The 21,008-nt window shown below is 60.3% G+C and carries 20 protein-coding genes and 2 tRNA genes; 12 read left to right on the top strand and 10 right to left on the bottom strand.

Features of this window, described 5'->3' with window-relative positions; all coding sequences use genetic code 11:
• Nucleotides 1-10: 10 nt before the first annotated feature.
• The gene (locus JDW18_RS12180; RefSeq protein ID WP_218243877.1) at nt 11-1,216 is read right to left on the bottom strand and encodes a 3-hydroxybenzoate 6-monooxygenase; all 1,206 of its coding nucleotides are present in this window, start codon (nt 1,214-1,216) and stop codon (nt 11-13) included.
• Between the two features lie 319 nt (nt 1,217-1,535).
• Here JDW18_RS12180 and JDW18_RS12175 point away from each other — a divergent pair, with 319 nt between their 5' ends.
• The 9 genes from JDW18_RS12175 to JDW18_RS12135 all read left to right on the top strand — a co-directional run bounded on the left by JDW18_RS12175 (nt 1,536) and on the right by JDW18_RS12135 (nt 7,379).
• Entirely contained in the window at nt 1,536-2,099 is a 564-nt protein-coding gene (locus JDW18_RS12175) for a MarR family winged helix-turn-helix transcriptional regulator (RefSeq protein ID WP_218239724.1), read from the top strand.
• Nucleotides 2,100-2,110: 11 nt separating this feature from the next.
• The gene (locus JDW18_RS12170) at nt 2,111-3,010 is read left to right on the top strand and encodes a LysR family transcriptional regulator (protein WP_218239723.1); all 900 of its coding nucleotides are present in this window, start codon (nt 2,111-2,113) and stop codon (nt 3,008-3,010) included.
• Nucleotides 3,011-3,137: 127 nt separating this feature from the next.
• Entirely contained in the window at nt 3,138-3,458 is a 321-nt protein-coding gene (locus tag JDW18_RS12165) for a heavy metal-binding domain-containing protein (RefSeq protein ID WP_218239722.1), read from the top strand.
• Nucleotides 3,459-3,586: 128 nt separating this feature from the next.
• A tRNA-Gln gene (locus JDW18_RS12160) sits at nt 3,587-3,663 on the top strand.
• A gap of 461 nt (nt 3,664-4,124) precedes the next feature.
• Complete coding sequence (locus JDW18_RS12155) at nt 4,125-4,955, top strand: transporter substrate-binding domain-containing protein (RefSeq protein WP_218239721.1); 831 nt, start codon at nt 4,125-4,127, stop codon at nt 4,953-4,955.
• Between the two features lie 113 nt (nt 4,956-5,068).
• Nucleotides 5,069-5,737 carry an amino acid ABC transporter permease gene (locus JDW18_RS12150; RefSeq protein ID WP_218239720.1) on the top strand — a complete coding sequence of 223 codons (669 nt, stop codon included), beginning with the start codon at nt 5,069-5,071 and terminating at the stop codon, nt 5,735-5,737.
• A gap of 3 nt (nt 5,738-5,740) precedes the next feature.
• Nucleotides 5,741-6,526, top strand: coding sequence for an amino acid ABC transporter ATP-binding protein (locus JDW18_RS12145; RefSeq protein WP_218239719.1), 786 nt, complete (start codon nt 5,741-5,743; stop codon nt 6,524-6,526).
• An 18-nt stretch (nt 6,527-6,544) separates the two neighbouring features.
• Nucleotides 6,545-7,018, top strand: a complete 474-nt coding sequence (locus JDW18_RS12140) for an Lrp/AsnC family transcriptional regulator (RefSeq protein ID WP_218239718.1) — start codon at nt 6,545-6,547, stop codon at nt 7,016-7,018.
• 37 nt (nt 7,019-7,055) lie between these two features.
• Nucleotides 7,056-7,379 (top strand): hypothetical protein, encoded by a 324-nt coding sequence (locus JDW18_RS12135; RefSeq protein WP_218239717.1) that lies wholly within the window; start codon nt 7,056-7,058, stop codon nt 7,377-7,379.
• On the opposite strand, the gene JDW18_RS12130 is transcribed toward JDW18_RS12135, so the two are convergent.
• Nucleotides 7,349-8,614: an NAD(P)/FAD-dependent oxidoreductase gene (locus JDW18_RS12130; protein ID WP_218239716.1), complete on the bottom strand. Its 1,266-nt coding sequence runs from the start codon at nt 8,612-8,614 to the stop codon at nt 7,349-7,351. The genes JDW18_RS12135 and JDW18_RS12130 overlap by 31 nt on opposite strands.
• Nucleotides 8,615-8,841: 227 nt before the next feature.
• Here JDW18_RS12130 and JDW18_RS12125 point away from each other — a divergent pair, with 227 nt between their 5' ends.
• On the top strand, nt 8,842-11,331 hold the full coding sequence (locus tag JDW18_RS12125) for a penicillin acylase family protein (protein WP_484793088.1): 2,490 nt from the start codon (nt 8,842-8,844) through the stop codon (nt 11,329-11,331).
• 57 nt (nt 11,332-11,388) lie between these two features.
• On the opposite strand, the gene selD is transcribed toward JDW18_RS12125, so the two are convergent.
• Nucleotides 11,389-12,456: a selenide, water dikinase SelD gene (gene selD, locus JDW18_RS12120; RefSeq protein WP_218239715.1), complete on the bottom strand. Its 1,068-nt coding sequence runs from the start codon at nt 12,454-12,456 to the stop codon at nt 11,389-11,391.
• A gap of 202 nt (nt 12,457-12,658) precedes the next feature.
• Here selD and JDW18_RS12115 point away from each other — a divergent pair, with 202 nt between their 5' ends.
• Both JDW18_RS12115 and JDW18_RS12110 read left to right on the top strand, forming a co-directional pair.
• On the top strand, nt 12,659-13,483 hold the full coding sequence (locus JDW18_RS12115) for a GNAT family N-acetyltransferase (protein WP_218239714.1): 825 nt from the start codon (nt 12,659-12,661) through the stop codon (nt 13,481-13,483).
• Complete coding sequence (locus tag JDW18_RS12110; RefSeq protein WP_218239713.1) at nt 13,452-14,330, top strand: FkbM family methyltransferase; 879 nt, start codon at nt 13,452-13,454, stop codon at nt 14,328-14,330. The genes JDW18_RS12115 and JDW18_RS12110 overlap by 32 nt, the downstream gene beginning before the upstream one ends.
• Before the next feature lie 16 nt (nt 14,331-14,346).
• On the opposite strand, the gene JDW18_RS12105 is transcribed toward JDW18_RS12110, so the two are convergent.
• The 7 genes from JDW18_RS12105 to fdxH all read right to left on the bottom strand — a co-directional run bounded on the left by JDW18_RS12105 (nt 14,347) and on the right by fdxH (nt 21,007).
• Nucleotides 14,347-14,442: transfer RNA gene (locus JDW18_RS12105), tRNA-Sec, on the bottom strand.
• 159 nt (nt 14,443-14,601) lie between these two features.
• Nucleotides 14,602-16,527: a selenocysteine-specific translation elongation factor gene (gene selB, locus JDW18_RS12100; protein WP_218239712.1), complete on the bottom strand. Its 1,926-nt coding sequence runs from the start codon at nt 16,525-16,527 to the stop codon at nt 14,602-14,604.
• Between the two features lie 62 nt (nt 16,528-16,589).
• Nucleotides 16,590-16,838 carry a hypothetical protein gene (locus tag JDW18_RS12095; protein WP_218239711.1) on the bottom strand — a complete coding sequence of 83 codons (249 nt, stop codon included), beginning with the start codon at nt 16,836-16,838 and terminating at the stop codon, nt 16,590-16,592.
• A gap of 9 nt (nt 16,839-16,847) precedes the next feature.
• On the bottom strand, nt 16,848-18,257 hold the full coding sequence (selA, locus tag JDW18_RS12090; protein ID WP_218239710.1) for an L-seryl-tRNA(Sec) selenium transferase: 1,410 nt from the start codon (nt 18,255-18,257) through the stop codon (nt 16,848-16,850).
• 145 nt (nt 18,258-18,402) lie between these two features.
• A complete protein-coding gene (fdhE, locus tag JDW18_RS12085; protein ID WP_218239709.1) occupies nt 18,403-19,371 on the bottom strand; it encodes a formate dehydrogenase accessory protein FdhE in 969 nt (322 codons plus the stop codon).
• Nucleotides 19,372-19,460: 89 nt separating this feature from the next.
• Nucleotides 19,461-20,090, bottom strand: a complete 630-nt coding sequence (locus tag JDW18_RS12080; RefSeq protein ID WP_218239708.1) for a formate dehydrogenase subunit gamma — start codon at nt 20,088-20,090, stop codon at nt 19,461-19,463.
• A complete protein-coding gene (gene fdxH, locus JDW18_RS12075) occupies nt 20,087-21,007 on the bottom strand; it encodes a formate dehydrogenase subunit beta (protein ID WP_218239707.1) in 921 nt (306 codons plus the stop codon). Before fdxH ends, JDW18_RS12080 begins: the two co-directional genes overlap by 4 nt.
• Nucleotide 21,008: the final 1 nt, after the last annotated feature.

The following is a 21,008-nucleotide window of genomic DNA, read 5'->3' as shown; positions in this document are numbered from 1 at the left end:
CGGGGTCTGGTCAGGAGGTGGCCAGGGCCTTGTCCACGGTCCAGCCGTACAGCCACTCCATGGCGTCGTAGAAACGCTCGGGCGAGCGGCCTTTCCAGAGGTCGTTGCGCACCAGTCGCTCCACACCCTTGGCGTGGAAGATGCGGCCCATTTCCCGCGCCGAAAGCACCACACGCGCTGTGCGGGCAATGCGTGACTGCTCATAAAGCTGTAGCGCCTTGGGCCAGTCGTGGCCGGTGTGCTTGAGGGCTTCGCCCAGCGTCACCGCATCTTCCAGCGCCATGCAGGCGCCCTGGGCGATGTATTGCAGCGTGGGGTGGGCGGCATCGCCCAGCAAGGTGGCACGGCCAAAAGTCCACTGGCCAATGGGTTCGCGGTCGGCCGTGGCCCAGCGTTTCCAGCTCTTGGGCATGTCGATGAGCTGGTGGGCGCGAGGGCAGCAGTCCTGGTAGTAGCTCTGCACTTCTTCGCGGCTGCCTTCGCGCACGCCCCATTCTTCCTGTTCGCGGCTGTGAAAGGTCACGACCACGTTGTATTGCTCGCCGCCTCGCAGCGGGTAGTGCACCAGGTGGTAGTTGGGGCCCACCCAGATGCTGGCGGCATTCCAGCGCAGGTCTGCAGGAAACTCCTCTTTTTCCACCACGGCGCGGTAAACCACATGGCCGGAGACGCGGGCGGGGTCGCCCACATACTGCTGGCGCACGACGGACTTGACGCCATCTGCCCCAATCAGCGCCTGGCCTTTGTGGGCATTGCCGTGCTGGTCATAGACGGTGACGCTGTCGCCATCCTGCTCCACGCGTTCAATGCGCGTGCCCGTCAGTGTTTCGATATTGCCGTGCTGCTGCGCACCTTCCAGCAGCGAGGTGTGAATGTCGGCCCGGTGAATCACGGCATAGGGGTTGCCAAAGCGTTCACGAAAGGCCTGGTCGGTGGGAATGCGCCCGACCAGGCGCTCGTCCAGCGCGTCGTGCATGACCATCTCATCGGTATAGACGGCGCGAGCGCGTGCCAGCTCGCCAATGCCCAGTGCATCAAACGCCGCAAACGCATTCGGGCCGAGCTGAATACCCGCGCCAATCTCGCCAAGCTCGGGCGCCTGCTCAAGCACCTTGACGGCATAACCCAGCCGCGCCAGCGACAAAGCCGCTGCAACGCCGCCGATGCCGCCGCCGGCGATCAGTACGGGCAGGTTCGAGGAGGTGGGGCTGTTCATCATGCAACTCTCTTTCGGGTGACTGTGGTGTGGGGCAATGTCAGTGCCGTGGCGCTGGCACAGTTTTGTCTCGGCTGTTTTGTTTTTGAACAATAAACAGTGTGCTGACGATCAGTGTAGTTTTTATTTGAATAAGAAACTTATGGGGTTAACCCTTGTTCAAGGGTTTTGGAGAAAGCGCACTGATGCACGCACGCATCAGACAAAGCCGCATGGCGGATTTCTGCAGAGCAAGCCTGTGGCTGGTGGACAATGAGCCGTTGTGCTGCCGCACCCGTGCAGGCACGTTTTGCGCTCTGGGCGCAGTTTTCAGAACACCATGCAATACCAACCAGCAGAACTAGAAAACTATCCTGGCTATCACATCCGCCGACTGCAGCAGATCGCTGTTGCCGTGTTCATGGAAGAGACCGAGGAGTTCGCCGTCACGCCCGTGCAGTACGCGGCGCTGTCGGCCGTGCTGCGCCAGCCTGGCGTGGATCAACGCACGCTGGCACGCACCATCGGCTTTGATACTTCCACCATCGGCAGCGTGATTGACCGGCTCGAAGCCCGTGGCCTGATGCTGCGCAACACCAGTCCCACTGACCGGCGGGTGCGCCTGCTGACGCTGACCGAAGACGGCCAGTTGCTGCTGCAGCAGGCCGAACCCTCGGTGCTGCGCGCCCAGCGCCGCATGCTGGACCCGCTGCCCGACGACAAGCGTGCGCAGTTCATGGAAATGCTGTCCTTGCTGATTCATGAAAACGACGAATTTGCCCGCGCCCCCAGCGTTGTGGCGCAGCGCAGCGCCGAGCGCAAACGCTCTGCCGCCGTCAAGGCGGTTAAAGCCGTCAAAGGCCTGACCGGCAAAGCCCGGCAAACCGGTCTGAACGAAGACTGAGGTCACCGCGCATGGACTGGGACCATCTGCGCTTTTTCGGAGAGCTGGCTCGCAGCGGCAGCATGGCGGCGGCTGCGCGGCGCATGGGCGTGGAGCACACCACCGTCTCGCGCCGCATTCAGGCGCTGGAAAAGCAGCTGGGCGCCGTGCTCTTTGCCCGCGACGCCGGGCAGTGGCGGCTGACCGAGGCCGGGCGCCAGTTGCTGGCCGTGGCCGACACCATGCAAAGCGCGGTGGACAGCCTGGAAAACAGCCCGCTGGTACAGACCGCTGCCAGCGAAGGCCCCGCAGGCCTGGTGCGAGTTGGCGCTACCGAAGGCTTTGGCACGCAAATGCTGGCGGGCGAGCTGGCGCGGCTGACGCTGCGCTACCCCTTGCTCAGCGTGGATTTGCTGGCGCTGCCGCGCATGCTGCACCTGTCCAGCCGCGAGGCCGATATCGTGATCTCGCTGGAGCGGCCCAAGCGCGGCTCCATCGTCGTGACCAAGCTGGCCGACTACCGTCTTTACCTCTACGGTCAGCGCGAATACCTGGCGCGAAAGCCGCTGGTAGCCAAGACCGAAGACCTGCGCCACCACAGCTTTGTGCACTATGTGGACGATCTGCTGTTCACGCGGGAGCTGCAACTGCTGGACACATTGCACCGGCCAGAGCGCTTTGCGCTGCGCAGCACCAGCATCACCGCGCAGTACGAAGCCGTGCGCGCCGGGGCAGGTCTTGCCGTGCTGCCCGCGTTTGTGGCCGATAAAGACCCCATCCTCAGCCGCGTGCTGCCAGAGCAAGCCTGCTTTACCCGCACCTTCTGGATGAGCATGCCCGTGGAATCACGTCAGATTCCGCGTATTGCCACGACCTGGAGTTTTCTGCGCGACGCCGTGCAGTCCATGCGCTCCCAGCTTTGCCCCGCGTAGCGACGCCTGCTATTCAAAATAGATAGCTGCAAGCGCTTGCAATCTATGGGCTTGAGAAGGTTTTTGGCAGATGCTTTGCCAAACTGGCTTAGGATTTGTGCATTCACAGGCATCACAAGGACGCATCATGATCGTGACAACTACGCCCAGCATTGAAGGCAAGCGCATCACCCGCTACTGCGGCGTGGTGGCTGGCGAGGCCATTCTGGGCGCCAATGTGGTCAAGGACTTTTTTGCCGGCATTCGCGACATCGTGGGTGGCCGCTCGGGCACTTATGAGCGAGAGCTGCAGAAGGCACGCGAAATCGCGCTCAAAGAGATGCAAGAGCGTGCAAGCGAAGCGGGCGCCAATGCAGTCGTCGGCGTGGACCTGGACTTCGAAGTTCTGGGGCAGGGCAATGGCATGCTGATGGTGTCTGCCAGCGGCACAGCCGTGGTGGTGGAATAACAGGCGACTTTTCTGCTGCAGTGTTCAGCCCCCGACAGCCGCTTTCGCCCCGGTTTTTGTGCAAGCGCACAATTTTGAGCAACTTCGAAATTGTGCGCTGAAAGTCGTTGTACAATCACGTTCATCGTAGGGGAGTCGCCAAGCTGGTTAAGGCACTGGATTTTGATTCCAGCATGCGAAGGTTCGAATCCTTCTTCCCCTGCCAAAATTAAGAGCCCCGTTCACGCAAGTGGACGGGGTTTTTTGTTGCCTGAAATCTATGTGCATCACGCCTGATACTTTCAATGTGATAGCTGCTAGCGTAGCCTCTTGTTGGGCATCAGCGGTTTTTGGCACTTGAATCTGACCAAGCCAGTGCGCAGATTGCGCCTGTGATCGGTGCACCTGTCGGCGCGATCAAGCGAATTGCCTGAATATCCTGACGAATCGTTGCCCTGCGATGTGAGTAATCCCTGTCGTAATTGCTCAGAAATACTAGGGTTACCACCTATCTGTCGATAATTATCCAGAGAAATGGTGCGAAGTGACGTTTGGTTTTCGACAGATCGTCATTTTGTTTACTTGGGAAGCAAAAACTGCTTTTAGACTCTGATCACTTTTGTTCGACTTGGATTCGATTTTTGTTCGAATTGGGTCGAAGTTGATTCCTGGATTTCAGAGGCAGATATGGTCAGCAAGTTTTCGATTCTCAAGTCCGTGGCACTGGCTGCGAGCTTGGCCCTTGGTACTGCCGCGATGGCGCAGGAAACCCCCATGCAGCGCGTGGAACGCACCAAGACGCTGCGCGTGGGCGTGATTTCGGGCGCCACCCCTTATTTCCACAAGGATCTGGTCACCCAGAAATGGCAAGGCTTTGGCCCCGATTTCGCGGCCAGCCTGGCGCAAAAGCTGGGCACCAAGATCGAGCTGGTGGAAACGACCTGGGGCAACTCGGTGATGGACTTGCAGGCCAACAAGATTGATGTGATGTTTGGCATGGGCCCTACGCCAGCGCGCCGCGAGATGGTTGATTTCTCGGACATGCTGTTCAACAACACGCTGACGGCGGTCTGCAAAAAAGGCTTTGGCCCGGTCAAGACCTGGGAGCAGCTCAACGACCCCAAGGTGAAGATCGTGGTGGATGTGGGCTCCAACCAGGACCAGTACGCCACCCGCATGCTGCCCAAGGCCACGATTTCGCGTCTGGACAGCTCGGGCGCAGCCTCCATGGCCGTGCAGACGGGCCGCGCAGACTGCCAGATTCTGATGGTTCTGCTGGCGCAGCCGCTGCTGGCCAAGCGTCCCGATATTGGCAGCATGTTTGTGCCTGAGCCCGTGACCACATCGCCCACCCACATTGGCCTGCAGAAAAGTGCCAACAAGGACTTCGAGAAGGCCGTCAACGCGTGGCTGACCGAAGCGCGCGGCAAGGGTGAAGTGCAGTCCGTCATCGTCAAGAACATGGAAAAGCTGGCTGGCGTGAAGCCAGACAGCTTCCCCAAGCAAGTCAAGTTTTGAGATCGTAAGCGCGTTCAAAGCGTCATTGAATCAGCGGGACGTGTGATCGTTCCGCATCAAGGACGGAAGGCGGCCACCCTTGTGCGTGGCCGTATTTCGTTCAGGAGTAGCAAATGTACGAATGGGATTTTTCCCTGCTGTGGACTTATAAGACCCTGCTGCTGCAGGGCATAAGCTACACACTGCTGTTCACCGCGATCTGCGTGATCGGCGGTCTGGCCGTGGGCCTGATTGCAGGGCTGGGTCGCCTGTCCAGCAACAAATGGATCACGACGCCGCTGCGCGCGTTTGTGGAAGTGTTTCGCTGCACGCCTGTGCTGGTGCAACTGGTCTGGTTTTATTACGCGCTGCCGGTGCTGACCGGCATCGAGATGTCGGCGCCCATGGCGGCAGGCATCTGCCTGTCTCTGTATGGCGGCGCTTTTTACTCCGAGATCATTCGTGGCGGCATCATCTCCATTGACCCCGGGCAGACCGAAGCAGGGCAGGCCATTGGCATGACGCGCTTTCAGGTCATGCGCCGCATCATCTTGCCGCAGGCTTTCAAGCGCATGGTGCCGCCGTTGATGAGCCAGTCCATCATGCAGCTCAAGAACACTTCGCTGCTGTCGGTGCTGGCTGTGCCCGATCTGCTGTACCAGGGCCAGGTGATTGCGCATGACACCTATCGCCCGCTGGAGGTCTATACCTTCATCGCCGTGGCGTATTTCATCATCCTGCTGCCGGCCACCATGTGGGCCAAGCGGATTGAACAAAATCACTCTCAAGCCAAGGAGGCATAAGCGATGAGTGCTCCTGTTATTGAGATCAAGAACCTGCGCAAGTCCTTTGGCAATCTTGAGGTTCTGAAGAATATTTCCCTGTCCGTAGAGCGTGGCACCGTGGTGGCGCTGATCGGGCCGTCAGGCTCGGGCAAATCCACACTGCTGCGCTGCGTGAATCTGCTCACAGTGCCCGATGGGGGCGAGATTCGCGTAGGCGAGCAGTCGCTGGCCTTCAGCGGCAAGGCCACTGCGCTGCCAGCCGACAAGGTGCTGGCGGGCTTTCGGGCACGCACCGGCATGGTGTTTCAGCACTTCAATCTGTTTCCGCATATGACGGTGCTGCAGAACGTGATGGAAGGCCCCGTCACGGTGCTGAAGAAAAGCAGGCGTGAGGCAGAGGCCAAGGCACGCGAATTGCTTGCCAAGGTGGGCCTGGCGGAACGGGCGGATATGTTCCCTGACAAAATGTCCGGCGGACAAAAGCAGCGCGTAGCCATTGCACGGGCGCTGGCCATGGAGCCATCGGTCATGCTGTTTGACGAAGCCACTTCTGCGCTGGACCCCGAACTGGTGGCCGAGGTGCTGGGTGTGATTCAATCACTGGCCCGCGAAGGCATGACCATGATTCTGGTCACCCACGAAATCGCTTTTGCGCGGGAGGTTGCCGACAAGGTGGTCTTCATGCGCGATGGTGTGGTGGTGGAATCTGGCCCGCCCGTGCAGGTGATCGACAATCCGCAGCAGGAAGCCACGCGCAGCTTTCTGGGGCGGATTCTGGGCAGCAGCCATGTGGCGGCCAGAGGCTGAGCAAGAAACGGACAATTTATGGAATATCGACTCGACGAAACCGACCGCCAGCTGCTGCGCCTGCTGCAGACCAATGCGCGTGCCTCTACAGCGCACCTGGCGCGGCAGATGAACCTGGCGCGTACCACCGTGGTGGCGCGCATTGCCAAGCTGGAGCAGGAGGGCGTGATCGCCGGTTACGGCGTGCGCCTGGGCTCGCGCATGGAGCAATCCGCAGTGCGTGCCTATTGCGGCATTCGCGTGCTGCCCAAGACAGCTACTTCCGTCATGCAGGCGCTCAACCGCTTCACTGAGGTAGAGGAAGTCTCCGCCGTCAGCGGCCAGTACGACTACATGGTGTTTGTGCGCTGCGAAAGCAATGAAAAACTGGATGCGCTGCTGGACCGCATTGGTCTTATCGACGGCATTCAGCAGACCTATACCTCGGTGGTGCTCAGCCGCAAGATTGACCGCCGCACCACGGCGGAAGTGGTGAGTCAGCCAGCGGCCTGAAAGCGTTCAGGCATTTTCATGGTGGAAGGGGCAGAGTGTGAATCAAGCCGAAGACGCCACCTGGCCCAGCGAAGAAGAGTATTGCCGCTATCTGGAAGTGGAGCGGCACCTCTATGCCTTTGTGCTGCGCGAGCATGGAGGCTTGCCCGAAGCCGAGGCACAAAAGCAAGCGCTTGAGCGCTACCCCTATGAATCAGCCGATGATGAGTTCCGCGCCTTGATTTTCCACGACGAAGCCTGGCACTGGGCCATGCTGCATCTGTACGGAGAGCGCTATTGGGATGCCCGGCCCGCGCTGGAGACACCGAGCCAAGCGTATCGCAATGAGTCCTACAGGAATCGGCTGGCCCGGAATGGGTGAGGATTGAGAGGCAGATTTTTGTCGCCCAGCATCATGCCCGCCAGCAGCGCGGCTGTGCCGGGGCCGGTGCTGAAGCCGATGTGCTGGTGACCAAAAGCCAGCCACAGGCCGGGGCGGCCCGGCATTTCGTCAATGATGGGGCGGCTGTCGGGAAGGGTGGGGCGGCGGCCCATCCACAGCGGGTGCTCCAGTCGCTCACCCAATGGCAGGGCCTTGCGGGCGGCGGCTTCGGCAATTTCCAGCTGCACCGGCTTCATGGGGGCATCACAGCGATTCAGCTCCACGCCGGTGGACAGGCGCAGGCCTTGCTCCATGGGCGAGAGCACATAGCCGCCGGCCGTGTCGTAGATAGGGCGCTGCAATGCGTGTTGGGAGCCTGATTGGCCTGCGTAGTGCATGTGGTAGCCGCGCTCAAAGCCCATGGGAATGTCCACCCCCAGATCGGCCAAAAATTTGGGCGCCCATGGCCCGAGTGCCACAACTACGCGGCCAAATTCCTGTGTCTGCCCACTGCCATCCACCACCTGCCACTGGCCATTGGCCGCAGAGCGCAGGGTTCGCAGTTCGGTATTTTGAATCTGCCCGCCACGGGCCACAAAGGCATCGGCGTAGGCTTTGACTACAGCACCGGGGCTGTTGACCGAGTAACTGTCCTGCACCCACAGGGCTTTTTCGAAGACGGGGTTGAGCGCAGGCTCCAGCGCCTGCAGCTCAGACCCGCTCAAGGTCTGTGTCCTGATGCCGAAGCGGGCCATGGTGTCGCGGCCCAGCTGGGCGCCGGGCGTGTTGAAAGCCTGGGCGGTTCGATACAGAAACAGCCAGCCGTTGTCGCGCAGCCTGTCCCGGGCGTTGACTTCGGTCAGCAGCCGCAGGTGTTCGGTGGTGGACAGGCGAATCAGCCCGTCCAGCGCGGCGGCGGTTTCTTCAAAGACTTTCTGGCGGGCATTGCCCAGAAAGCCCAGAGCCCATTTCAGATTGCTGGCGACAAAAAACGGGTTGTAGCGAAAACCCGCGCCTTTGTTTTTGAGCAAGCCGGGCAGAGTGCCCCAGAGCTTGTGATGGTTGAACGGCATCAGCGAGCTGCGTGCAATCACGCCCGCATTGCCGTAAGAAGTTTCAAGCCCCGGCGCGCGCCGGTCCATCAGCGTTACCCGCAGGCCGCGACGCTGTAATTCCAAGGCTGTTGCCACGCCGACCATGCCGGCGCCCAGAACAGCCACTGTGTTGTTTGTCATGAGAAAGCGCGCAGCAGAACTTTGTGCTGCGCGGTTGAAAGTCCAAAAACGCGGGCTGTATTGTCTGCGCTAAATCACAGGGTCCAAGGGTTTACAGCAGGACATTGTTCAGCGTGATTTCAGAATCTCGGTATTTATGCTTGCTATGCACCAAGTCGGTGCCTTTCTATGCTGGAGTGCTCATGCGCCGCATGAGGTACATCCATATCAATGAAGGGGACGCGATGATCCAGACAGTGTTTCGCAGTTCGTGGAGGTCTCTGTCACTTGTTGCTGCGGCTGCGCTTGCGGCTTGTGGTGGTTCGGACAGCCCTGCACCAGAGGTTCAGAGCAAGTACAAAGCCGAAATTCGGCGTACAGCCATGGGGGTGCCCCACATCAAGGCGCAGGATTGGGGTGGCCTGGGCTATGGATCAGGCTATGCCCAGGCGCAGGACAATCTTTGCACGTTGGCCGATTCGTTTGTGACGTACCGAGGAGAGCGTTCTCAATATTTCGGTGGCGATGCGACGGCTTTGTATGACAGCACCATAGACCGGCCGCGCAATATCGACTCGGACTTTTTCTTTCGTCATGTTGTCTCGGCAGACATGATCGCGCAGATGGAAAAAGCGCAGCCCGATAATTTGCTGCAACTGGTCGACGGCTATGTTGCAGGCTATAACCGCATGCTGGCCGAGACACAAAAAGGCAGCGATCGCCATGCGGCTTGCGCGAAGGAGGCCTGGCTGCAGCCGATCACGCGTGATGATGTCTGGCGGCGCATGTACACGGCCAATCTGGCCGGCGGCTTGAGCAATTTTGTTGCGGCCATTGCCAATGCTCAGCCACCCCAGGCCACGAAAACAGCGGCACTGAGCAGCAAGCCCAACGCTAGAGCCAAAAGCCTGCGCGCAAAAGATGCTAAGGCCGCAGAGGTGCAACTGGCAATGCTCAAGCCTGGCAGTGTGAAGACTCCCGCTTTGCAAGTGGGAGGCACCACAGGTATTGGCAGCAATATGTACGGCTTTGGCCAGCAGGTCACGGGTGGCGACAGCAGTGTGCTGTTCGGCAATCCGCACTGGTACTGGAAGGGGCCGGACCGCTTCTATCAGCAGCAGCTCACCATCCCCGGCAAGATCGACGTCAGCGGTGCGTCGTTCCTTGGCATCCCGCTGGTACTGATCGGGTTCAATAACGATGTGGCATGGAGCCATACCGTCTCCACAGCTCGACGGTTTGGATTCTTCTTCTATCAGCTCTCATCCAGTGATCCGACGCAGTACATGCGCGACGGCCAGCCCAAGGCCATGCAGGCCAATGAGATCAGCGTCAGGGTGCGCAATGCCTCGGGTGGAACGGATACTGTCAAGCGCACGCTCTACAAGACCGAGCATGGCCCCGTGCTGACATTGGCGGCGATGAATCCCGCTCTGGGCTGGAATAGCCAGTATGTGCTGGCCATCCGAGATATCAATGCCTACAACTTCCGCACTTTCCGAAACTGGTTGCGCTGGAATCAGGCTAAGTCTCTCGACGAGTTCATTCAGGTTCAGAAGGAAGAAGCCGCCATTCCTTGGGTCAACACAGTCGCGGCGGGACGGGGAAGTGCGCAGGTCTGGTATGCCGATATGGGGGCGGTGCCCAATGCGCCGCCAGCCTTGCTCAAGGCATGCGCATCACCTTTGTCAGCAGCATTGAACGCGAGCTTGCCCGAAGTGCCGGTGCTGGTGGGCAGCAGCAGCCAGTGTGACTGGGTCAAGGATGCAGATTCTGTGCAGGATGGCGCGATTGGTCCTTCGCGCATGCCCAGTCTCAAGCGGGACGACTACGTGGGCAATATGAATGACAGCTACTGGCTGTCCAATGCCACAGCCCCGCTAACAGGCTATCCGTCCATCTTCGGGTCGACTTCTTCATCGCAAAGCCTGCGCACAAGGCTGGGTCACACCATGGCTTTGCAGCGTCTGGCGGGATCTGATGGTTATGCAGGCAAGAATGCCAGCAGCGAGATCGTGCGTCAGATGGTTCTGGACAGCCGAATCTATTCCACCAAGTTTAAGGACCAAGCTTTGCAACTGGTCTGTGACAAGGCCACGGTTTCTGTCAGTGGCACGGAGGTGCCTGTGACTGAAGCTTGTCAGGTGCTGATGCAATGGAATGGTGTGGGCGATAGCCAGGCCAAGGGCTCGCATATCTGGGATGAATTCTGGTCACGTGTGGCAAGCCAGATCAAGGAGGCGGAGCTGTATCAGACTCCATTCAGCAGCAGTGACCCCATTAACACGCCTAGTGGCATCAAGGCGTCAGCTCAAAGTGCGCTGAAATTCGCTTTTGGCCAGGCAGTGCAGGCGGTCAACACAGGTGGTGTTGCCATGGCTGCAGAGCGGGGCAGCCTGCTGTATTCCAAAAAAGCTGGAACGACGACAGCGTTGTACGGCGGCTGTGGCAATGTGGGCTATTTCACCATCAACTGTTCGGAAAACAGCATCAGCACAGGCAACTACTCCATGGATGGTCAACCCCATGGCAATAGCTATATGCAGGTGGTGAGCTTTCCTGCTGCCGGAGTGGAGGCCCATACCTTCCTGACCTTCTCTTTGTCCGATGATCCGAAGAACCCCCACTATGCGGACTACACCCAGTCTTATGGGGCCAAGCAATGGGTGCGACAGCCGTTTACCGATGCGGCCATCGCAGCTGACAAAAACTACAGTACCCAGACTGTGAGTGAGTAAACAACTGGGGAAGAAAAAAGGGAGCCATCCGGCTCCCTTTTTTATAGCTTCCTGCGCTTAATCTACGCAGACCTTGGCACTGCCCGACTCCATTTTTCCAACGATGGCAGCATCGGCAAAGCCGCTGTCGGCAAAAGCCTTGAGCACTTGCTGCACCGCTTCAGGTGCGCAGGACACCAGCAGGCCGCCGGAGGTTTGCGGGTCCGTCAGCAAAGCCTTTTGTGCATCGCTGACCGATGCGCCCAATTCGACGGACGCGCCGTAGGACGCCCAGTTGCGGCCCGATGCGCCGGTGAAGACGCCTTGCTCGGCCAGCGCCTGCACGCCGGGCAGCACGGGCAGCTTGGCGCTGTCGATGCGGGCAGTCAGACCTGCGCCGCGTGCCAGTTCCAGCCCGTGGCCCAGCAGGCCAAAGCCGGTCACATCGGTCAGTGCATGCACGCCATCGAGCTTGGAGAGGTCTGCGCCGGGGCGGTTGAGCTTGGTGGTTGCATCCACCATGGCGCGGTAGCCCGCGTCGTCCAGCAGGTTCTTTTTCAGCGCAGCCGACAGAATGCCCACGCCCAGGGGCTTGCCCAGAATCAGCACGTCGCCCGCCTTGGCATCGGCGTTGCGCTTCATCTGTTTGGGGTTGACGATGCCGATACCGACCAGGCCATAGATGGGCTCGACCGAGTCAATCGAGTGGCCGCCCGCCAGGGGAATGCCCGCGTCGCGGCAGACGGATTCGCCGCCTTCCAGAATCTTGGCAATCACATCGTGGGGCAGCACATTGATGGGCATGCCCACAATGGCCAGCGCCATCAGCGGCGTGCCGCCCATGGCGTAAATATCGGAAAGCGCATTGGTTGCGGCAATGCGGCCAAAGTCATACGGGTCGTCGACGATGGGCATGAAAAAGTCCGTCGTTGCCACAATGGCCTGCTCGTCGTTGATCTTGTAGACGGCGGCGTCATCAGCGGTCTCGGTGCCGACCAGTAGGTCGGGGAAAAACTGCTTGGGCAGATTGCTCTTGGCCAGCAACTCCGACAGCACACCGGGGGCGATCTTGCAGCCGCAGCCGCCGCCGTGGGACAGCGAAGTCAGGCGAGGCGTGGAGGGTTCGGAGGCGGAGTTTGTGTTCATGGCAATCGAGACAAATAGCAGCCACAGCAGGACTGCATTGATAAAAAATGGCCGCGCGACTAGCCTTTGGGTTGAGTCCAGCGGCAAAATTTGCACGGCAGTCTTCTATTATCGACCCCGCAGATAAACAAAGGGCAGTCGCGGCCCATCCTGCAGCAAGCCGTCAGGACATTGGCCCCATGCGGGTAGCGCCCATCAAATCATGACGAGACAGACACCCGTAGCGTTTCTGGAGCCGCAAGCCCTCAATGCCAGCTTTTGCCGGTGGCCGTTGCAGGGTAGTTTGCAGGGGGCCGATGTTCTGCATCTGGAGCGGCGCAGTTTCAATGCATGGCCGGCCCCGCAGACCCTGCTGATGGGCGGCTGGGTTGTGCGCGCGGCGGGCGGCTATACCAAGCGGGCAAACTCGGCCAATGCCATGCAGGCAGGCGCAGCGCTGGATGAGCCACTGCTGCATGAAATCGAGCAGGTTTATGCCCGCATGGGGCAGCCGTGCATCTTCAGAATCTCGCCGCTGGCCAATGTTGAGGTGGACGCGCTGCTGCAAGCACGTGGCTACCAATTGCAAGACCCATCCTTGTTCATGCACAGGCGAGGGCAGCAAGCCGATTTGCAGGGGCCGGCCATCGTGGTGGAGCAGGCTTTGAGTCACTCCTGGCTGGAGGGTGTTTGCACAGCCAGCTCCCTCTCGCCACACCAGCAAGCCTTACACAGCGCGATCGTGGACCGCATTGGCCTGCGCTGCGGCTATGCCCGCATTGTGCAAAATGGCCAGGCCGTGGCATGGGGCCTGGCGGTGCTGGAAAAAGAGGCCGCTGGTTTGTATGACGTGGTGGTGGCGCCGCAAATGCGTGGCCGGGGTCTGGGCCGTATGCTGATCAAGGGGCTGCTGCGTTGGGCGGCAGAGCAAGGTGTTCGCAGTACCGATCTGCAGGTGGCAGGCAGCAACCATGTGGCGCAGACGCTGTATGCATCACTGGGCTTTGAACCGGTGTATGGCTATCACTATCGCATTGGCCAAGGCTGAAAGAGCCGCAGCAGGAATAGATCTTCTAAATCGAAATGGAGTTGATGACATGCTTCCAAGATTGAGCCAGGTACAGACGGATAGCGGGGATTTTTTACTGTTTGCCGGGCCTGATTACATCTCCAACCACTTGTTTCGCGATGGGCGCTGGGAGCAGCACATTCTGGATATCTCCAGATTGTTCTACCAGGGTGCAGAGGCGCCGCTGATTCTGGATATTGGCGCGAATCTTGGTGCCTATGCCGTGCCTGTGGCCAAGGATATTGCCAAATCCTCGGGCCAAGTGCTTGCTTTTGAGCCTCAGCGAATTGTGTTCTATCAGCTGTGCGCCAATATTTTGCTTAACCGCCTTGATAACTGTCACGCCTATCAGCAGGCGCTGGGGCGAGAGAGTGGCGAGATAGATATTCCTGAGGTGAATTATTCAGGCAACACCAATATTGGTGCTTTTTCTCTGGTTCAGACCTATCGTGAAAACCATGCGATCGAGCAGTCCATGAAGGCAGAGAAACACTCTGTGCGGATGATTCGACTGGATGAGCTGGCGCTCAGAAAGTCGCCTTGCTTGATCAAGATGGATGTAGAGGGGCTGGAGGCAGAAGTGCTTCGCGGGGGGCTCCGGTTTCTTGCCGATCATGGTTACCCGCCGATTCTGTTTGAAGCTTGGGATCACGACTGGTTTGCTCAGCAGCGGGAGGAACTGCTGGCACTGTTTTCTGGACTGGGTTATCAGTTCCAGCGGCTGGCGGGAATCGAGTACCTGGCCCAGCATCCTGCTCATGCGGGGGCTGCCATTGAGCTTGTTTATGAACAAGGCAATCTCACAGGCGCGATTCATGTGAGATAGATAAGGTAAAAAGAAATGGCGGAAAGCAGCTGGAGTCGAACCAACCCGGGAGCGGCTGACGCCCCCCACCAGGTTTGAAGCCTGGCCGCGCCACCGGGCACGATTGCCTTCCTTGTGCAAGCAGCGAAGGCAGCGCTTCACTCTTGTAGAAGATAGAGGATTGTAGCCAGCATTGAGCAGGCGATTGGGCTCACACAGCGATGGCCTGCTGAAACAGTCTTCTATCAAACTGATAGCTGCCAGCGCAATGCACTATTGCGCTGCAGCGGCGTTACTGTGATGTGGAGGTCTGCCACTGCACATCGGGGCGCAGCATATGCGCATCGCGCACGCGGCGGGTGTAGCCGATGCGGTCGAAGAATTCCAGAATCTGAATGGCGCGCTTGCGGCCCAGGTCGGTGGCGTCACGGAAGGCCCGGGCTTCCACCTCGTGGTTGCTTGCGGTTGCTGCCAGCTGGGCTGTCAGAGCAGCCAGTTCGTCCATGCGAGAGGGCGTGTAGAACAGGTCTTTGACCACCTGAAACAGCAGGCCCTGACGTGAGAGCTTTTTGAGCAGCTGGCGCACCACTTCTTCGCCCGCACCATGGTCGCGGGCCAGATCGCGCACCCAGGGCGGGTCGTAGCGGCCTGCGTCAATAGCGGGCAGCAGCTTTTGCGCCAGTGTCTGTTCAGCATCTGACAGCTGCACGCTGTGTGCTGGCAGGTGCAGCCAAGCCCCGGAGCTGGCCAGCAGCTTTTGGGCCAGCAGGGCTTCCAGTAGGGCCTGGTACAGCGCATCATGCGCGGCTTGCTGCAGGCCGGGCAGGGCCATGCGGCGCAGGCGTGCTGCGTTGACGCCGGGCTCGTCGGGGGATTTTTCGTGAAAGCGCTCCAGCGCCTGCAGCGTCTGGTTTTGCAGGGCTTGCCAGCGTTGCTCGTTCAGAACCAGGGCATCGCCGTTGCCGATAGGCAAGGTGATGGTGCCCGGCACGGGCTTGCTGGAGTCAAGGGCGTGACCGCTCAGTCGCATCAACTGCGACAGTGCAATGCCGTGCGGTGCTTGAGCAATCAGGGCGGCAAAGTCCTGATGGCGGATGAGTTGCTCCATCGCATCGAGATAGGCCATGCGCTCGGCGCTTCGGCGCTTGCGCGCGGGGGCATAGGGGTCCAGCACCATGCCGCCAGCAATGGTGCGGCTGGCCTGTGCGTTGCGCAGAATCAAGCGGTCGCCGGGCACAGTGAACATGGGTGCATCCAGCACCAGTTGCACGCGGGCTTCGGTGCCAGGCTCAATGGCCGCGTCTTGCAGCAGCGCAATATGGGCTGTGGTGCGACGGGTGCCCAGATGCACGTGTACAGGCGTCCATTGCTGCAGGGGCGGGGCTTCGGCCAGCAGGTGGATGTCGATGCGGTCAGTGGATTGCAGCACCCGTGCATCGGCCATCCAGTCGCCGCGCTCGATTTCTTCTTTGGAAATGCCTGCCAGGTTCAGCGCGCAGCGCTGGCCGGCAACGCCTGTGTCGCTGGACTGATTTTGCGCATGAATGCTGCGCACGCGCACGGGCTTGCCGGTGGCGGAGTGGATCAGTGTGTCGCCCACTTTGACCTGGCCGTTGAAGACGGTGCCGGTCACAACCGTGCCTTGCCCGGAGAGGGTGAACACACGGTCCACCGCCAGGCGAAACAGCCCGTCGCGTGCCCGCGCGGGCATTTGCTGGGCTTGCAGATCGAGGTGCTGGCGCAGGGCCCAGACGCCGGGGTCATTGGGCTGGGCGGCGGCGGTTTCAAAGATGGGGGCATCGGCCAGAGCGGTGACTGACAGAATGGCTTCGATTTCGGCGCGCACTTCGTCTATGCGCTCACGGGCAGCGCGATCCACCTTGGTCAGCGCCACCGTGCCTTGCTGAACACCCAGCAGTTGCAGAATTTCCAGGTGCTCTATGGTCTGCGGCATGATGCCGTCGTCGGCGGCAATGACGAGCAGCGCATGGTCAATGCCCACGGCGCCGGCGGCCATCGTGTGCACGAATTTTTCGTGGCCGGGCACATCAATAATGCCCAGCACATCGCCGTTGGCCAGCGGCGCGTAGGCATAGCCCAGTTCGATGGAAATGCCGCGTGCTTTTTCTTCCTTGAGGCGGTCTGTCTCCACGCCGGTGAGTGCGCCGACCAGGGTGGTTTTGCCGTGGTCAATATGGCCTGCTGTGCCAATAATCATTGTTTTTACTATCTTTATGCTAGCTAATAACGCTTTATGGATAAGCGCAAAAGGCAGTTTTTCTATTTTTCCCAGTAGGCTTCCACCAGATCCCCATCGGCATCAAGCTGCCACCATTCGATGACAACGCTGCGCTGGCCTATGCCCAGAATGCCCAGTGGGCCGCGCGGCGCCGACAGGCGCGGGCAGCGCCACAGGCTGTGCCCCGGCTGCCAGCGCGAGAGTGCTGCGGCCCTGATGCCAGCAGGCACTTCGGCGCTGTGCACATCGACCTGGCGGTCTTCGCTGTCGTCAAGGTCTGCTGGGGCCATGGAGCTGTCCTAAGCGGAGGTTAACTGGGGAAACTGCTGAACGAACTCGGCCTGGGCGAAAGCTTCCAGGCAACGCAGGTCCAGCCAGTAGGCATCATCGCGCAGGCGGCCGATGACGGGGCGGGGCAGGGCGCGAAAGCGTGACTCCAGCTGATTGAGCTGGCGGCCCGCCTGTTTGCCGCTGGCGGGATAGATTTTCAGGCCAAAGCTGGGCAGGCTTTCTACAGGCAGGGCGCCGCTGCCGATCTGGCTGGTCATGGGCGCGACCTCCACCACAAAGTTCGCACCCAGCGCGGCTTGCAGCGGCGCGAGCAGTTGCTCGGCCTGGGCCTGCATATCGGCCGCTTTGCGTGTGAACAGGCGCAGCGTCGTCAGCTCCTGCGCCAGGGTTTCGGGGTTGAGGTACAGGCGCAGTGTGGGCTCCAGTGCAGCCATGGTGATCTTGCCCACGCGCAGGGCGCGCTTGAGCGGGTTTTTCTTGATCTGGGCAATCAGCTCTTTCTTGCCCACGATGATGCCGGCCTGTGGACCGCCCAGCAGCTTGTCGCCACTGAAGGTGACGATGTCGGCACCAGACTCTACGGTTTCGCGCACCGTTACCTCGTAGGGAAGGCCCCAGTCGCGCATATCGATGAGCGTGCCGCTACCCAGGTCCACGATCATGGGCAGACCCTTTTCATGGGAAATACCAGCCACGTCGGCGTCGCTGACCGACTTGGTAAAGCCGCTGATGGCGTAGTTGCTGCAGTGCACCTTCATCAGTGCTGCAGTGTTTTCGGTGATGGCGCCTGCATAGTCTTTTTCATGCGTGCGGTTGGTGGTGCCAACTTCCACCAGCTTTGCACCGGCACGCGTCATCACATCGGGAATGCGAAAAGCGCCGCCAATCTCCACCAGTTCACCGCGCGAGACGATGACTTCCTTGTTCAGCGCCAGGGTGGACAGAACCAGCAGCACGGCGGCGGCATTGTTGTTGACGATGGTGGCAGCTTCCGCGCCCGTCAGCTCGCAGATCAGCGACTCCACCAGATCATCACGGTCGCCGCGGCTGCCGTCTTCCAGGTCGTATTCCAGATTGGCGGGCGCGCTCATGGCTTGCACCACGGCATCAATGGCGGCCTGGGGCAGCAGGGCGCGGCCCAGGTTGGTGTGCAACACGGTGCCGGTGAGGTTGAAGACGGGGCGCAGTCTGGGGGCAAACTGCTTTTTCAGTTGCTGCTCGGCCAGTGCAATCAGATCAGCGGGTGTGGCTGTAATGGCTTCGCCTGCCAGAACGCGGCTGCGCGTCTGGGCCAGCACCTCGCGCACGGCCCGCGTGCAAGCATCCAGCCCATAGCTCTGGCGCAGGGCTTCCATGGGCTTTTGCAGCAAAAGCTTGTCAACGGCGGGCAACTGGGACGGGTGCGTAATTTCTGACATGTTTCAGGTCCAGGCGCAGCAGGGCACTGCGCAGGATGCTACAAAAATGATGGTGTGACGAAAGAAAAGGGCGGCAGAAAAGCATTCCGCCGCCCTTGCATTGTGGCCCAGGGCACGGTGGCTCCGGGCGTGTGTGGTGCGGTGTTCAGGCCGCGGGGTCGATCAGGGAGTTGTCCAGATCGCCTTGCTGCTCTTCGGCGACGGCCACAAACAGCAGGGGGTTGGCGCTGGCGCGCTGGAAAGAGGTCTCGCTCATCAGCAGGTCCAGCATCAGGCTGGCCAGATCATCGGCCAGCGGGTCGGCCATGGGGTCTTTTTCCTGATTCACGATTTTGCGGTAGCAGCCGCATTCGTCGCAGGTTTCGGCCAGCACGGTCTCGCCAGAACCCTCTACGCCCTGGTAGTGGATGCCCTTGGTGGACTCGCAGTGCGAGCATTTGACGCGAACCATCTGCCACTCGCAGGCGCAGGTGCCGCAGTGCAGATAGCGGTGGCCGGCCATTTTGCCGCCAATGCGGATGACGCTGGCAACAGGCTCGCAGGCGCAGATGGGGCAGATGCTGGCCGGGTCGGTCATGGGCACATCATGCAGGGCAATGCTGGCCGCACGCTTGGTGAACACGACTTGCAGGGCGGCCATGATGAAGGGGGCCATGCCGATATGGCGGGCTGCCACTTCTTTTTGCAGCAGCTTTTTGGCGATGTCGTTGCGTGTTTCAGCGGGCAGGGCGCGCAGTTCCTTGAGCAGAGGCTGCAGCGGTGCGGGTAGCGCGTCGGCGCCGCCTTCCAGGCTGTCCAGCATATTGTTCAGAACAGACTGCCATGCGGGGTCGATATGGTCGACGGCGGGCAGCAGCGGCATGGAGTGCTGCTGCGAGCGGGCGATGATTTCGGCATCGGCAGGCGCAATGTCGACAAGGGCGGCAGCCTTGTGCTGCGCATCCATGATCTGCGCCACAAACTGCAGATAGTCGGCAATGGGGTTGCCATTGGCCAGTTGACGCAGACGCGCTGCACGCTCGGCGAACAGGCTGCCAGCCTGGGGCAGCAGAACACGGGGAAAGCTGGTGTGGTCCAGCGCTTCGATTTCACCGGGTTGGAGGATGCGTTGCATATTCATTCCCAAAAATAAATGGCCGCCGACCACCATGATGGGGGACGGCGGCTCCATTCAGGCGCTAGGCCTGAAGCCGGTCAGGACAATTACTTGTCTTCGCCGGTAACCTTGCGGAACCACAAGGGGTGGTGGAAGCGTGCCCAGGCGCGGGTCACGGTGCCACGGGTCATGGCACGGATGGTGCCCTTGGTCCAGATGGCGGCGTAGATGTGGGCAATGATCAGGCCGATCAGGCCAAAGGCGCTGATGGCATGCACCAGTGAGCCGATGCGAACCACGGTCACAGGCAGATTCCACCAGGCGCGCCACATCAGCACACCCGTCACCGTCAGGCCCAGCATGCACAGCACCAGCAGCCAGAACAAGACCTTCTGGCCGCCGTTGTACTTTTCAACGGGAGGCATTTTTTCATGCTCGCCGTTGACCAGTGCGCCGACATTCTTGAGCCATTCCACATCGCGGTCCTTGATGATGTTCAGCTGCCAGAAGCGGAAGAACATCAGCAGGAAACCGACGGCCATGATGACGCCGATGTAGGGGTGCAGGATGCGGGTCCAGGGGCCGCCACCGAACAGGTTCGTCATGAAGAAGAACGAGGGGTGGAAGAACGCCAGACCGGACAGAGCCAGCAGCACAAAGCTGATGGCCACTACCCAGTGGTTGACGCGCTCGCTGGCCGTGTAGCGCACGATGTCACGAGATTTGCGGCTGGTCATGTGCGGTCCTCCTCACGCTTGGCTGCACGGTTTTCTTCCTCTTCCAGCTCCTCGGGTACTTCCAGAGGGCCCTTGGTGATGTAGTGGAAGAAGCTGCCAACGGCCGCTGCGCCAAGGGCTGCCAGCGCCAGAGGCTTAGCCACGCCCTTCCACAGCGCCACCATGGGGCTGATGGATGGATCATCCGGCAGGCCCTTGTACAGCGAAGGCTTGTCCGCGTGATGCAGCACGTACATCACGTGGGTGCCGCCCACACCTTGCGGGTCGTAGAGACCCGCCTGCTCGTAGCCGCGTTCCTTGAGGTCCACGACGCGGTGCGCAGCGTGTTCCTTCATGGCTTCCTTGGTGCCAAACTGGATGGCGCCGGTAGGGCAGGTCTTGACGCAGGCAGGTTCCTGGCCAACAGCCACGCGATCCGAGCACAAGGTGCACTTGTATGCCTTCTTGTCCTTCTTGGAGATGCGAGGAATGTTGAACGGGCAGCCCGTGACGCAGTAGCCGCAGCCCACGCACTGGTCTTGCTGGAAGTCCACGATGCCGTTGGCGTACTGGACGATGGCGCCTGGCGAGGGGCAGGCCTTCAGGCAGCCTGGGTCCTCGCAGTGCATGCAGCCGTCCTTGCGGATCAGCCATTCCAGATTGCCGGTCGCTTCGTTTTCGTACTCGGTAAACCGCATCACGGTCCACGACTCCGACGTCAGATCCGTCGGGTTGTCATAGACGCCGGCTGCGGCGGTGCCGATTTCGTCACGAAGGTCGTTCCACTCCATGCAAGCTGTCTGGCAAGCCTTGCAGCCAATGCACTTGGAGACGTCGATCAGCTTGGCCACTTCGCCTGCGTGCGCTTCGCGCCCGCTGGGCGCGGGAGTGGTGGTGGCCGAACGGCGCTTGATATCTAAAGACATGGTTGATGACATC

It is taken from the genome of Comamonas fluminis, from assembly GCF_019186805.1.
Lineage (GTDB): Bacteria > Pseudomonadota > Gammaproteobacteria > Burkholderiales > Burkholderiaceae_C > Comamonas > Comamonas fluminis.
Note: the sequence above shows the minus strand (reverse complement) of the source record. Positions and strands in the feature narration are given on the sequence as shown.